Annotated in this window: 10 protein-coding genes; 7 read left to right on the top strand and 3 right to left on the bottom strand. The window is 74.1% G+C overall.

Going from position 1 to position 13,523, the window contains the following annotated elements; genetic code table 11:
- Positions 1–48: 48 nt before the first annotated feature.
- Together WMF20_RS36410 and WMF20_RS36405 are read left to right on the top strand one after the other, a co-directional pair.
- Positions 49–1,431, top strand: a complete 1,383-nt coding sequence (locus tag WMF20_RS36410; protein WP_437606386.1) for a 3-keto-5-aminohexanoate cleavage protein — start codon at positions 49–51, stop codon at positions 1,429–1,431.
- Positions 1,428–4,361: a hypothetical protein gene (locus tag WMF20_RS36405; RefSeq protein WP_437606385.1), complete on the top strand. Its 2,934-nt coding sequence runs from the start codon at positions 1,428–1,430 to the stop codon at positions 4,359–4,361. The genes WMF20_RS36410 and WMF20_RS36405 overlap by 4 nt, the downstream gene beginning before the upstream one ends.
- Before the next feature lie 128 nt (positions 4,362–4,489).
- On the opposite strand, the gene WMF20_RS36400 is transcribed toward WMF20_RS36405, so the two are convergent.
- Both WMF20_RS36400 and WMF20_RS36395 read right to left on the bottom strand, forming a co-directional pair.
- On the bottom strand, positions 4,490–5,479 hold the full coding sequence (locus WMF20_RS36400; protein ID WP_129578587.1) for a sigma-70 family RNA polymerase sigma factor: 990 nt from the start codon (positions 5,477–5,479) through the stop codon (positions 4,490–4,492).
- A 107-nt stretch (positions 5,480–5,586) separates the two neighbouring features.
- Complete coding sequence (locus WMF20_RS36395; protein WP_437606384.1) at positions 5,587–6,762, bottom strand: DUF882 domain-containing protein; 1,176 nt, start codon at positions 6,760–6,762, stop codon at positions 5,587–5,589.
- A gap of 293 nt (positions 6,763–7,055) precedes the next feature.
- Here WMF20_RS36395 and pilM point away from each other — a divergent pair, with 293 nt between their 5' ends.
- The 5 genes from pilM to WMF20_RS36370 all read left to right on the top strand — a co-directional run bounded on the left by pilM (position 7,056) and on the right by WMF20_RS36370 (position 12,447).
- Positions 7,056–8,117, top strand: coding sequence for a type IV pilus assembly protein PilM (gene pilM / locus WMF20_RS36390; protein ID WP_061628342.1), 1,062 nt, complete (start codon positions 7,056–7,058; stop codon positions 8,115–8,117).
- Positions 8,114–8,758: a PilN domain-containing protein gene (locus tag WMF20_RS36385; protein ID WP_129578585.1), complete on the top strand. Its 645-nt coding sequence runs from the start codon at positions 8,114–8,116 to the stop codon at positions 8,756–8,758. Before pilM ends, WMF20_RS36385 begins: the two co-directional genes overlap by 4 nt.
- Positions 8,758–9,396 carry a type 4a pilus biogenesis protein PilO gene (locus tag WMF20_RS36380; protein WP_129578584.1) on the top strand — a complete coding sequence of 213 codons (639 nt, stop codon included), beginning with the start codon at positions 8,758–8,760 and terminating at the stop codon, positions 9,394–9,396. Before WMF20_RS36385 ends, WMF20_RS36380 begins: the two co-directional genes overlap by 1 nt.
- Positions 9,393–10,037: a pilus assembly protein PilP gene (locus WMF20_RS36375; RefSeq protein ID WP_437606383.1), complete on the top strand. Its 645-nt coding sequence runs from the start codon at positions 9,393–9,395 to the stop codon at positions 10,035–10,037. Before WMF20_RS36380 ends, WMF20_RS36375 begins: the two co-directional genes overlap by 4 nt.
- A gap of 151 nt (positions 10,038–10,188) precedes the next feature.
- Positions 10,189–12,447, top strand: a complete 2,259-nt coding sequence (locus WMF20_RS36370) for a type IV pilus secretin PilQ (RefSeq protein WP_437606382.1) — start codon at positions 10,189–10,191, stop codon at positions 12,445–12,447.
- Between the two features lie 44 nt (positions 12,448–12,491).
- Here WMF20_RS36370 and WMF20_RS36365 read toward each other — a convergent pair whose 3' ends face one another.
- Positions 12,492–13,430 (bottom strand): LysR family transcriptional regulator, encoded by a 939-nt coding sequence (locus WMF20_RS36365; protein WP_437606381.1) that lies wholly within the window; start codon positions 13,428–13,430, stop codon positions 12,492–12,494.
- Positions 13,431–13,523 lie beyond the last annotated feature (93 nt).

Below are 13,523 nucleotides of genomic sequence, written 5' to 3'. Positions count from 1 at the left end.
AGTTTCCCTTGTTGACTAACGACTGTCGACTGTTGAGTCTTCACGCCCATGAGCACTGGGGTTGGTCTCACGGTCACGCTGCGCGTCAGGATGGGCGCGCACGACGCACATTACGCGGGGGAGCTGTGCGATGGCGCGCGTATTCTCGCGCTCTTCGGCGACGTCGCCACCGAGCTCCTCATCCGTCTGGACGGCGACGAGGGGCTCTTCCGTGCGTACGAGGCGGTCGAGTTCCTCGCCCCGGTCCGAGCAGGCGACTTCATCGAGGCGACCGGGGTGGTCACGAAGGTCGGCGCCACGTCGCGCACCATGGCCTTCGAGGCGCGCAAGGTCGTCGCCAGCGTCCGCGAACCCGGGGTGGCGCCCTCGGCGGCGGACGCGCTGGCCGAGCCGGTCGTCGTCTGCCGGGCCCTCGGCACCTGTGTCGTCCCGAAGGAGCTCCAGCGACGGCCGCGCCTCGTCCTGCCGGCGCTGTCGGCGCCTCCCCCGGACCACGCGCAGCTCCCGGAGCCGCGGCCGATCATCACGCCGCCCCCGCGGATCATCGTCACGCCGCCGCAGAGCGCGCTGATCCTGACCGCGGCGATCGTCGGCGCCGAGACGACGCGGGCGCAGACGCCGCACCTGCCGGTCACGGCGCGCGAGCTCGCCGACGAGGCGGCGCGCTGCCGGGACGCGGGCGCCGCGGTGGTCCACCTGCACGTCCGGAACCCGGACGGGACGCCGAGCCAGTCGCGCGCCCTCTTCGCCGAGGCGATCGCCGCCATCCAGGAGAAGACCGACGTCATCCTCCAGACGTCGACCGGGGGCGCCGTCGGGATGGGCGTCGACGAGCGCGCCCAGCCGCTGCTCTGCCGCCCCGAGATGGCCACCCTGAACTGCGGCACGCTCAACTTCGGCGACGGGATCTTCGACAACGCCCGGCCGCTCATCCGGGACATGGCGGCCCGGATCCGCGAGGCGGGGAGCATTCCCGAGCTCGAGTGCTATGAGGTCGGCCATATCCATGAGGCGCTCAGCTTGCTCGCCGAGGGGCTCCTCGCCGAGCCGCTCCACTTCCAGTTCGTGCTCGGCGTGCCCGGCGGCATCGCGGCGCGCGAGGACGTGCTCCGGTTCATGATCAGCCAGATCCCGCGAGGCTCGAGCTGGGGGGTCGCCGCCGTCGGCCGGCACCAGCGCCCGATGACCGAGCTCGCCATGCAGCTCGGCGGGCACGCGCGGGTCGGGCTGGAGGACAACATCTACCTGGAGAAGGGGGTGCTGGCCGAGGGGAGCGCGCCGCTCGTCGCGCGCGCCGCCGCCTTCGCGCGGAGCGTCGGCCGAGAGGTGGTCGATCCGGACCGCGCGCGCCAGCTCCTCGGGATCCGCCCGCGCGCCGCGGCGGCCCAGGCCGTCGCTGCTGGAGGAGGGAGCGCGCTCGCGCAGGGATGACTGAACGGCCGCTCTCCACCTGGATCGATCACCTGCGGGGCCGGCTCCCGGTCGCGCTCGGTGTCGCCCTGCTCGGGGCCGTCGCGCGGCTCGCGACGCCGCCCCCGCCGGCGCGGACCGCCGACGCCATCGCCGGGATGCTCGGCGACGCGATCGGCGGCGCGGTCAGCCCGGACGATTTCGTCTGGGAGGAGCGCGGCGGGTTCCTCTCCGACGCGCTGATCGGCCGCCGGGTGCTGTTCCTGGGCGTCCCGCGGCCGCCGGACGGCGAGCTCGCGCCCGGCGAGCGCGGCGCGGAGCCCGCGCCCGACGAGCGCGGCGCCGGGCCTGCCGCGGGCGCCGGGCCTGCCGCGAGCGCCGGGCCTGCCGCGGGCGCCGGGCCTGCCGCGAGCGCCGGGCCTGCCGCGAGCGCCGGGCCTGCCGCGAGCGCCGGGCCTGCCGCGGGCGCCGGGCCTGCCGCGGGCGCCGGGCCTGCGCCCGACGAGCGCGCGCCGGACGGGCGCGGCGCCGCCGACCTGTACCGCGCGCGCGTGCGGCTCACCCGCTCCGGCCGGCCGGTGAGCCTGGGCGGCCTCCGCAACCTGACCGACACGCCCCTCGGCGACGACCGCAACCTGGTCGCCCGCGGCCGCCGCGTCGCGGTGACCACCTCCGCGTTCGGCGTCGTGCAGGGGATCACGCTGCTCGATCTCGGCGGCGGCGCGCCGGGGCCTCGGCCCCTCGGCGAGCGGCTCCGCGCGGCGATCGACGGCTGGCTCGAGACCGGGAGCGCCGACGGCGCGTCGCGCACCGAGATCGTCTTCGACACCCCGCCCGCGTCGGCGCGGCTCGACCTCGTCGACGAGGGCCTGGTGATGGCCCTCGGGCCGGAGGCGGTGCCGGCGGCGCTCAACGCAGGCACCGGCGAGGTCGACACGGGCGGCCGCGATCCGTTCGGCGCCCGCGCGCACCACCTCCCGCGCCGCGCGCCGTCGTTCCTGGAGCTCGCCGGGCCGTCCGCCGGACGCCTGCTCGGCCCGGGGGCGGCCGCCGCGGTCGAGCGGCTCGCGCTCGCCGCGGGCGGCTCCGCGGCGGGCCTCCGCGCCGCGCCGGCCGCCGCGTACCAGACCCACGGCGCCGCCGCGCCGGAGCCCGCGCCGGAGGGGTGGCCGTCGCTCTGGCCTCCGCCCCAGGTCCAGCCCGCGATCCAGCCCCCGCTGCCGGGGGAGGGGGACTGGGTGCTCGTCTCGCCCTCGCTCCCGCGCGTGCTCCCCGGCATGGACGGCGACCCGCAGCGCCCGTCGAGCCCCTTCGCCGCGACGACCCTCCGCCCCGATCCGCAGCGGGAGCACGTGCGCGTCCACCTGCTCGCGATCGACACGCGGCACGTCAAGTTCACCTTGCAGGCCGGCTTCGAGGCGCCCAGGCCGACCGTCGGCCCGCACGGCACGGGGCAGCTCCCCGACGCGGCGACGCTCCGCGGGGCCATCGGCCTCGGCGTCGGCGCGCGCGGCCCGGGCGCGCCCCCCGCGGGCGCCGGGGCGCTCGGCATGGTCGTCGGCGGGCGCGCGCTCGTGCCGCCGCGCGACGGCGCGGCCACGATCGGGGTCGACGTCTCGGGCCGGCCGTACTTCGGCGCGTGGCCCTCCGGCGGCGGCGTCGCGCGCGTGCCCTGGGCGCTCTGGCAGGGTCCGCCGACCGCGAGCCCCCGCGATCTCCGCGACGGCGGCGGCCGGCGCTTCCCCTGGGCGCTCTGGCAGGGCCCGTCGCTCTTCGAGGCGGCGAGCCCCGCGCCGGCGCTCCCGGCGCTCCCGGCGCTCCCGGCGCTCGCCAGCCCCCCCGCCGAGCGCGCCCCGGCCGGCGCGGCGCCCTCGCCCCGCGACGGCGACGACCTCGTGGTCGAGCGCTCGGCGCTCTGCATGACCGATCGCGGCTTCGTGATCCACGCGTGGAGCGGCGCCGCCGACGCCGCCGCGATGCGGGCGGCGCTCGAGCGCGCGCGGTGCCTCGCCGGCGTCTCGCTGGGCCGGGCGCCGGATCCGCTCGGGGTCGCCTTCCTGAGCCGCCGGGAGGACGGCGGCATGATCGCGGAGCGCCTCGCGCCGGAGATGTCGCTCGCGCCGCCGGCGCACGTCGCGGCGGCGTCGCCGGGCCCGTTTCTCTACTTCGAGTCGCGCTCGGCGGACGGCCCGCCGGCGCCCGATCTGTCGCTCCCGGGCGAGCGCGTCGGCTGGGCCGCGGACGGCGGCGCGCAGCCGCCGCCGGCGTGGAGCCCGGCCGTGTACGCCGCGAGCGCCGTGCACCTCGGCGCGCAGGTCCGCGTCCACGCCTTCGCGCCGGATCGGTTCCTCTTCCGCCTCCGCGCCGGATCGCGCGAGATCTCGCCGCGGACCGCGCCGAAGCTCGACGCCGAGGTGCCGGCCGACGAGCGGCCGCGCGTCATGGCGGCGATCGGCGTCGGCACCGGCCGGCGGCGCGGCCCGCGCGGGCTCGCCGTGGGCGGCACCGTCGGGCTCCGCTTCCGGGGCGAGGGGGGCCTCTTGCTGGTCCGCGGCGGCCGCGTCGAGATCCGCCCGGCCGGCGGCGTCGAGATCGGGCCGGGCGTGGACGCGACCGAGCTGCCGCTCACCGCCGACGACGGCAGGCTGCGGCCCGAGGCGCGCGAGATCGGCACGATGCGCCGGCGCAGCGCCGCGTGCGCGCTCGACGACGGGACGCTCCTCGTGGCCTCGACGACGTTCGACAGCGACGAGGCGACGACCGAGGCGCTGCTCGACCTCGGCTGCGCGCGCGTGGTCGCGCTCGATCGCGGCGCGCACCGCAACGCCTTCGTGCACCGCGCCGCCGGCGACCCGGCGCTGCAGCAGGCCTACGAGGAGACCGCGCTCTTCGCGGTCGGCCTCGCGATGCCCGGCCGGGCGCGTTGGCTCACCGAGGCGGCGCGCCCCTGAGCGGCCGCGGCTCCGGCCGGGGCCGCGGCCCCGGCCTCGGGTGAGCGGCCGCGGCGCGGGCCGGGGCCTCGGTCAGACCACGGCCCGGGCCTCGGGTGAGCGGCCGCGGCGCGGGCCGCGGCCCGCGGTCAGGCGTGGGACAGCATGCCGCGCAGCATCCCGAGCGCGCGCGTGTGCAGCTGCGACACGCGCGGCTCGCCGACCCCGAGCTCCGCGCCGATGTCCTTCAGCTTCGCCCCCTCGAAGTAGTACATGCCGATCACGCGCCGCTCCCGCTCGGGGAGCTGCGCGATGGCGAAGGACAGGGCGCGCCGCGTCGCCTGCGCCGAGATCGCCTCGATCGGGTCGTCTCCGCCGGCCATGTGCACCGACTCCTCGGCGGGGGTCACCTCGCTCAGGCTCACGAAGACGGTCGCGCCGCCGACCTTGGCGGCGGTCCCGGCCTCGACCGCCTCGCGCGCCCGCCGCGAGAGCCAGTCCTGCGCGCGGAGCTCGTCGACGATCGCCCCGCGGATCCGGAGCTTCGCGTAGCCGGCGAACGTCTCGCCGTCGCTCCCGCCGTTCTTGCGGAGCGAGTCGACGAGCCCGAGCATCCCCGCGCTGAGCAGATCGTCGCGCTGCACGTTGGGCGGCAGGTGGCGCGACACCTGCCGCACCAGCTTCCGGACGAGCGGGAAATACCCCTTCAGCACCTCCGGGCGGAGCGGCGCCCACGGCAGATCGCGGAGCTGCGGACCGCTCGCGCAGCCCGCCTCGCTACAGCACTGCGGACTGCTCGCGTCGGTGTCCGGCTCCGCGGCCTGCCACCCCTCGTCGTCCGTGCAGGGGGACGGGGGCTCCCCGGATTCCCATGCGTCGGGCGCGCAGCTGACCTCGGCGGGCTCCCAGGCCTCGTGCGCGAGCGCCGCGCCGGGCTCCTGCTCGGGGGCGCTCGGCGCATCCTCGAGCGCATCGAGGCCGAGCGCGCCGGGCGCTTCGATCAGCGCCCGGTCACACGTGACGACCGGGCAGGTCTCGCCCAGGATGACCGGCTGGACAAACTCCTCCGCGTCACAACACGGAAGGAGTGGCCTGGGAGGAGCGAACTCTTCCCGCTGCAGTCGGGTCGATTGCTGCACGTGAGGTGGATTGGTGCCACAACTCTCGCAGCGTGCAAGGTAGAGCCGTGCAATTGTGTCTGGTGCGGATGTTCAGTGTGTGGAGAGTAGCCAGCGGCCTCGGCAGCTCACCTCGCCGCCGCTGAAGCGGCTGGAGCCGGGGTGGGTGCACCTGTACCCACGCCCCTTTGCGCTTCGCTGCCGCCGCGCCCCGCATCCGAATTTGTTCCTGTGGTATTCGAGCTTTGCGGCTGGGTGGGGCGGGGCTCCCCTGACCCATACACCTCTTCTTCGGCCGAGATGGGGACATCGCGCGCCGCCTCGTCGGCCGCGACAGCGCCCCTCGAACCCTCGTAGCGCGGCGGCTCGCCAGGACCTGAGTAATCCACCCAGTAGACCTTATCTGATCGAACATCCAGGTGAACGAACGTCGAGTTGGGGTAGTATCCCACACCCGCGTTGCGAAAACCGCGGCAGAAATCGCGGACCACGGTGTTGGGCACCCCCTCGACCATGAAATCGATCGCGCGACCGAAATTGTGGTTGGAGTGCGGGGTGTACTGGGTCGGAGAGTAAGGCCGATAGCCGCTGACGACGCGGATGGTCCGGCCGCCGAAGTGGTCGCTCACCATGCCGATCAGCGTGGCCAGGCGCGGGTCGACCGGGATCGAGGCGGTGGGGGACGCGCGCATCAGCCGGCTGAGCTTGGGGAGGGACTTGGGGACGAGGCGCCCCTTCGGCGTGAGCAGCTGGACGTCGAGCCGCTCGGCGCCGCGCACCAGGCGGACCCAGCCGGGGCGCTTGGGCCGCTGCACGTAGCGCTTGCTCGGCGGCAGCGACCGGGGGTCGGCCTTCGCGTCGCGCTTCGCCGACCCCTTGCCGCGGGGACCGGCCTCGGCGGCCCGCTCCTTCGCGCTGGCGCCGCGGCTCCGCTCCGGCCCGTCGCGCAGCGCGGCCGCCCGGCCGGGCGCCCCCCGCGGCGGGCGCGCGCCGGGCTTGCCCCGCTCGGGGATCACGAGGACGAGGCCCGGGTGGATCCGCTGGCCGGGCTTGAGCCCGTTCGCCTCGCGGAGCGCGTCGACCGTGATCCGGTACCGCTTCGCGATCTTGCCGAGCGTCTGGCCGGCGTAGACCGTGTGCTGGCCGTCCTCGGCGAGCGCCTCGCCGGGCGCGGCGCTCAAGAGAAAAGCCGCCGCGAGGGCGGCGAACACGGAGCGCAGCCGCGAGGACCGCGGGCGGGGCTCCATCGCGGCCCCGGCGCGGAGGCCGAGCGTGCCGCAGAAACGGGAGATCTCCGGATGCATGAGGGGACTCTGACCTGACGTCATCCGTGCCCGACGACCGAGCCCCGGACAGTGCTACCCTGGGCTGGCGCGCGCCTGCCGGCACGACCGGCGGCGCCGTGCCGCGTATCGAGCTTCGATAGGCGGGCGAGAGGCGAGCGTAAAGCGGTTTTTTGCCCCGCGATCGGCGGTGGTGCGAAGCTTCGCCAGAAGCGGCCACAAGGGATCAGAGAGGATCGGGCGCCCGGGAGCCGGGCAACGCGGCCCGGCCCTCCCTTTCTTCATCAAGGCGGGCGCGGATCGGGACGGACGGGATGTCGGAAGGCAAGAACTTGGTCGGGGTCGACATCGGATCGAGCGCGATCAAGATCGCTCAGATCAAGGAGGGTCGTAAGGGTTACGGCCTCGTGAGGCTCGGCTACGCGCCGCTCGCGCCGCAGGCGATCGTCGACGGCCACGTCATGAACGCGCAGGCCATCGTCGAGGCGCTCGGCCGCGCGTTCTCCGAGGCCAAGATCCGCCAGCGCGAGATCGCGCTCAGCATCAGCGGCCAGGCGGTCATCATCCGCAAGATCACGGTGCCGCTGATGACCGCCGCGGAGCTCGACGAGCAGATCCAGTGGGAGGCCGAGCAGCACATCCCCTTCGACATCAAGGACGTGCACGTCGACTACGAGGTGCTGCGCCGCCGCCCCGAGGCCGGGCAGATGGACCTCCTGCTCGTCGCGGCCAAGCGCGACGAGATCAACGACTACACCCAGATCGCGAGGAACGCGAAGCTGAAGCCCATGGTGGTCGACATCGACGCGTTCACCGTCCAGAACCTGTTCGAGGTGAACCGCGGCATCCCGCCGGACCAGACGTTCGCGATCATCAACGTCGGCGCGAGCCTCGCGTCGATCAACATCGTGTCGCGCGGCGCGAGCGCGTTCACCCGCGACATCGGCAACGGCGGCAACTACATCACCGAGCAGATCCAGCGGAAGCTCGGCATCAGCTTCGAGCAGGCCGAGGAGTTCAAGTGCGCCAGCGTGACCTCGGGCCCGGGCGGCGTGCCCGCCCAGGTCATCGAGACGATCGAGCAGGTGTGCGACTCCATCGCCGGGGAGATCCAGCGCTCGCTCGACTTCTTCCTGGCCACGAGCGGTGAGGGCGACATGCACCGCATTTACCTGACCGGCGGCTCGTCCAACCTGCCGGCGCTGCCCGCGGCGATCGGGCGGCGCGCCCGGGTGGCCGTCGAGCTGATCCAGCCGATGGAGCGCATCACCGTGGAAGCGAAGGAAGTCAACCAGGAGCTGCTCCGGCTCCGGGCGGCGCAGTTCTGCGTCTCGCTCGGGCTCGCGATGCGCAAGGACCGGGAGAAGCGCTCGTGATCCGCGTCAACCTGCTCCCGCAGCGCCGCGGCACGCGCGGGGCCGCGCCCCAGGCGAGCCAGCGGTGGCTGCTCGTCACGCTCGGCGTCGTGATCCTCGAGATCGTCGCCCTCTTCCTCTTCCACCAGACGAAGGTCGAGGAGCTCGAGGAGCAGACGCGGAAGAACTCGCTGCTCCAGAGCCAGATCCAGGAGATCCGCACGCTCGTCGCGAACCACGAGGAGATCAAGAAGGCGCTCGAGGTCCTCCGCGCGCGCGAGGACGCGATCGCGAAGCTCCAGGCGGCGCGCAGCGGGCCGACGGCGGTGCTGCTCGAGCTCGCGCAGCTGCTCACGAACGGCAAGGGGCCGACCGCCGACCCGGACAAGCTCGCGCAGCTCCGCAAGGAGAACCCGCTCGCCGTCTACAACCCGTCCTGGGACAGCCGGCGGCTGTGGCTCACGAGCTACGTCGAGTCCCAGCGGACCGTGCGCATCGAGGGGCTCGCGCGCGACGGCACCGACGTCTACGAGCTCGCCCAGCGGCTCAAGCTGTCCTCGTACTTCTACGACGTGCAGCTGCTCCCGGGGAAGAAGGAGAACGAGAAGGCGTCGCGGCTCGAGCTCGTCTCGTTCGCGCTGCAGCTGAAGGTGAGGTACTGATGGCCACGAAGCCCCAGCCCGCGCAGGCCGGCTCGGCGCTCGATCGGCTGCCGCCGCTCGCCAAGGTCGGCGTCGGCGCGCTCTTCGCGGCGCTCGTCGGCATCCTGTACTTCGTCGGCTTCTACGCCGAGGTCGACTCGCAGATCGAGGGCGCCGTCCAGCGGCAGCAGTCGCTCCAGTCCGAGCTCACGAAGGCGCAGGCGTCCAAGGCCGCCTACCAGAAGGACCTCGACGAGAAGACCCGCCGCGAGCAGCTGAGCCGCGAGCAGAAGAAGATCCTCCCCGACGAGTCCGAGACGCCGGCCTTCCTCTCCGCGATCCAGGGCGTCGCGACCGTCTCCGGCGTCAACCTGACGTCCTGGAGCCCCACCGAGGAGATCCCGCAGGAGTTCTTCTCCAAGGTGCCGATGAAGCTGACGCTCTCGGGGAAGTTCCACCAGGTGGCGAAGTTCTTCCACGGCGTGGGGCAGCTCGATCGCATCATCAACCTCGAGGAGGTCCAGATCAAGGAGCCGAAGGTCGTGGGGACCGACGTGGAGGTCGAGGTGGAGTGCCTCGCGACCGCGTTCCGCGCGGTGCGCGCGGGGGAGACGCCGACGAGCGGCGTGAAGCGGCGGAGCGGCGGAGGTGTGCGGTGAACGCCGGCCGGATGATGCTGATCGCGCTCGGGGCGACCGCCCTCGCGGCCGCCTCGCTCGCGGGGTGCGGGGACGAGCCGGACGTCATCACCACCGCGCCCGCGAAGGCCAGGCCGGCGTCCAGCGCCTCGCCGGCGCGCGCCGCCGCCTCCGCGGCCGCGTCCGCGGACGCCGGCGCGCCCGAGCTGCCGCCGCTGCCGCTCCGGGAGTTCCAGGAGGCCGACTTCTCCGAGAGCGACCGGAGCCGCGACCCGTTCCGGAGCTTCGCGTCGCTCTTCGCGACGCAGGCCCGGGGGCGGGTGACGATCCAGCGCCAGGTGCTCGTGGATCGCTTCGCGCTCGACGAGCTCAAGCTCGTCGGCGTCGTCTCGCGCGCCCCCGCCCGCGCGCTGCTCACCGACCCGACGGGGCTCGGGTGGGTGGTGAAGGTGGGCGACTTCGTCGGCAAGGCCGAGATCGTGCACGCCGGCGGCCCGACGGGCGTCGACGTGGCCGTGAACTGGCGCGTCGACCGGATCCGCGACTCGGACCTCGTCTTCATCCGCGAGGACCCGTCGCACCCGGAGATCCCGCCGACCACGCGGGTGATCGCGCTGAGGCCGCTCGGCGACGCGGACGAGTCGGCCTTCGGTTCGCCCTGACCGCCACGAATTGGGCCCGATCCGGGCACCCGAAGTAGCCTCCCGGCAGCGTGACGCGGATCTCGCGTCACCGCGAAGCGGGAGTGCAATGAAGAGCAATCGAGACTATCGCCCGAGGCGGGGCGCGCTTCGCCGTGCTGCGGCACTCGGGATGATGTTGATCCTCGCTCCTGCGGGAGACGCGGACGCCGCCGCCCCGATCCGGGTGAGCGACGTCAGGCTCACGGCGCCCTCGGAAGACAGGGCCGAGATCGTGGTCGCGACGAGCGGCGCGCCGCGCTTCTCGGCGCGCGTGGCGGACGGCGGCAAGCGGATCCTCGTCGACCTCGAGGGCGCCGAGGCGGCCGGGGCGCCCGGCGCGCTCACGGACGGCAACGCGATCGTGGCGGGGGTCATGACCCAGGGGTTCGGCACGGCGGCGCAGCGCACGACGCGGGTGCTGGTGCAGCTGGCGCGCCCGGCGGCCTACCGGATCCGCGCCGAGCAGGGCGCGCTCGTGATCGAGCTCGCCGCCGCCGACGCGACCGCGCCGATGGCGGCGCGGGCCCCGGCCGGCCCCGAGGCGGCGGCGCCGGCCCGCGAGCCGGCGACGATCACCGACGTGCGCTTCGAGCATCAGGCGACGGTCGACCGGGTCGTCATCGAGCTCTCGTCGATCCCGAGCTACCGCGAGTCGACCGGGAGGGCCGGCCGCCGGGTGATCGAGCTCAGCGGCGTCCGGCTCCCCGACGCCCTCCAGCGCAAGCTCGACGTCGGCGCCTTCGGCGGCCCGGTGCGGGCGATCTCGGCGTTCCGGCGCAACAGCGACGGCTCCAAGGTCGTCGTCGAGGTCGAGCAGGCCGAGGGCGCCGCGGGCGCGCTCGCGCGCGAGGGCAACGCGCTCGTGCTCAGCGTCGCGAAGGGGGCGCTGCCCTCGACGCTCTCGGGGATCGGCGTCGACGGGGGCGCGGCGCGGCGGACCCGCACGGTGGCGCGCGAGGATCTCCTCGGCGACACGGCGCCCAGGGTCGAGACCTCGTTCGACGGGGCGGCGAGCAGCCAGGAGTCGCTCGTCGAGCCCGACCAGGCCGGCGCCTTCACGCCCGCGCTCGCGGGGCAGCAGCGGCGGTTCACGGGGCGGCGGATCGACCTCGACCTGAAGGACGCGGACATCCACAACGTCCTCCGGCTGATCTCGGACGTGGGGCGGGTGAACATCGTGACCGCCGACAACGTGAGCGGGACGGTCACCATCCGGATGCGCAACGTCCCGTGGGACCAGGCGCTCGAGACGGTGCTCCAGGCCAAGGGCCTCGGCGTGGTCCGGCAGGGCAACATGATCCGCGTCGCGCCGATCGCCGATCTCAACAAGGAGCGGGAGCTCGCGATCGCGCGGCGCAAGAGCGAGCTCCAGCTCGCGCCGATCGAGACGCGGCTCATCCCGATCAACTACGCCGAGGCGAAGGACCTCCAGGATCGCGCGAAGGATATGCTCTCGCCGCGCGGCTCGCTCGCGGTCGACGAGCGGACCAACGTGCTCATCGCGCGCGACGTCGCGGGGAACCTGAACCAGATCGAGGAGCTCGTCCGCTCGCTCGACACGCAGACGCCGCAGGTGCTGATCGAGGCGCGGGTGGTGGAGGCGACGAGCCGCTACGTGCGCGACATCGGCATCCAGTGGGGCGGCGACGGGACGTTCAGCGCGGCGACCGGCAACCCGACGGGGCTCGTGTTCCCCTCGGCGATCGGCGTCGCCGGCGGCGCGACCGACACGAACACCCCGACCGGCGGCCTCTCGCCGTTCTCGGCCTCGGTCTCGAACCCGAACTTCGCGGTGAACCTGCCGGCCATCGTCGGCGCCGGGCAGGGCGGCGCGCTCGGCTTCACGCTCGGCTCGATCAACAACACCGTCAACCTCGGCGTCCGGCTCTCCGCGGCCGAGGCGAGCGGCATGCTGCGGATCATCTCGAGCCCGCGCATCCTCACGCTCGACAACCGGGAGGCGCGGATCAGCCAGGGCACGCTGATCCCGTTCTCGCAGATCAGCGCCCAGGGCGTGCAGACGACCTTCCAGGAGGCGAAGCTCCAGCTGCTCGTCAAGCCGCACGTCACGTCGGACGGCAGCGTCGCGATGCACGTGAAGATCAACCGCGACGAGCCCGACTTCAACCAGACCTCGGCCCGCGGCGACCCCACCATCCTGAAGCGCGAGGCGGAGACCGACCTCCTGATCATGGACGGGCACACGGCGGTGATCGGCGGGATCTTCACCCGCAACACCGGCCGGAACCTCGATCAGGTGCCGTTCTTCGGGGACATTCCCATCCTCGGGCTGCTCTTCCAGCGGCGCCGCGCGAGCGACACCCGGAGCGAGCTCGTCATCTTCCTCACGCCGCGCATCGTGAACCGCGCCGAGGCGCTCGGCCGCTAGCCGCGCCGCGCGCCCCGTCTCCCTCGGATTCCCTCGGACTTCCCTCAGACGCGCTTCCGTCGGGTCGCCTCCCGCATCTGCGGGACGGCGGCCGTCACGAGGCTGCGCAGCCACGCCCGCGCGGGATCGTCCTCGGTCCGGCCGTTCCAGGCCATCGCGATCTCGAGGGACGGCAGCTCGAACGGCAGGTCGAAGGTGCGGAGCGGCATCAGGCTCGAGAACGCGCGGCCGAGGCGCGTGGCCACGGTGGCCACGAGGTCCGACGACGTGACGACGTGCGGCAGGAGGAGCACGTGCGGCACCGCGACGACCTCGCGGCGCGCGACGCCGCGCGCGGCGATGAGGTCGTCCGCGACCCCGTCGTGGGCGCCCTGCCGGGGGACCACGGCGTGCCCGAGGGCGGCGTAGGTCTGGAGGTCGACGCGCCCGCGCGCGCTCGGGTGGCTCGCGCGCGCGAGCCCGGCGAAGCGATCGTCGAAGAGCGCCGCGCGGCGCACGTCGGACGGGAGCGCGCCCTCCGGGAAGGCGCCGATCGCGAGATCGACCTCGCCGTTGCGGAGCGCGTCGACGGCGCGGGCGTCGAGGGGGAGCAGGTGGAGCGCGAGCTTCGGTCCGCTCTCCGCGAGCGCCTCGTTGAGCTGCGGCAGCAGGAGGAGCTCGACGTACGCCGTCGTGGCGATCCGGAACGCGCGCTCGCTCGCCCGCGGCTCGAAGGCCGGCCTCGCCCCGCCGAAGAGGCTCGCGAGGTCGTGCATGAGCGCCGCGACCTGCGGGGTCATCGCCTCGGCGCGCGAGGTGAGCGCCATCTGCCGCCCGACCCGGACGAGCAGCGGGTCGGAGAACAGCTCGCGCAGCCGCGTCAGCGCGTGGCTCATCGCGGGCTGGCTGAGCCCCACCCGGCGGGCCGCGAGGGTCACGCTGCGCTCCTGGAGCAAGGCGTCGAGCGCGATCACGAGGTTGACGTCGATCGCTGATAGATTCACCTGCGGAATGATAAATCAAACACGCATCCATGCGATGGATACTTACGTTTTCTTGCGCGCGGGCGCGTGTACGGGCGAGCGAGCGCGCTGGAG

This window comes from Sorangium sp. So ce834 (assembly GCF_051521425.1).
Classification (GTDB): Bacteria; Myxococcota_A; Polyangia; order Polyangiales; family Polyangiaceae; genus Sorangium; species Sorangium cellulosum_D.
Note: the sequence above shows the minus strand (reverse complement) of the source record. Positions and strands in the feature narration are given on the sequence as shown.

Coding starts and splice junctions, on each gene's coding strand:
- WMF20_RS36395 (WP_437606384.1), bottom strand. CDS start 6,762: ATGCATCCGGAGATCTCCCGTTTCTGCGGCACGCTCGGCCTCCGCGCC.
- WMF20_RS36380 (WP_129578584.1), top strand. CDS start 8,758: ATGGCCACGAAGCCCCAGCCCGCGCAGGCCGGCTCGGCGCTCGATCGG.
- WMF20_RS36410 (WP_437606386.1), top strand. CDS start 49: ATGAGCACTGGGGTTGGTCTCACGGTCACGCTGCGCGTCAGGATGGGC.
- pilM (WP_061628342.1), top strand. CDS start 7,056: ATGTCGGAAGGCAAGAACTTGGTCGGGGTCGACATCGGATCGAGCGCG.
- WMF20_RS36370 (WP_437606382.1), top strand. CDS start 10,189: ATGATGTTGATCCTCGCTCCTGCGGGAGACGCGGACGCCGCCGCCCCG.
- WMF20_RS36405 (WP_437606385.1), top strand. CDS start 1,428: ATGACTGAACGGCCGCTCTCCACCTGGATCGATCACCTGCGGGGCCGG.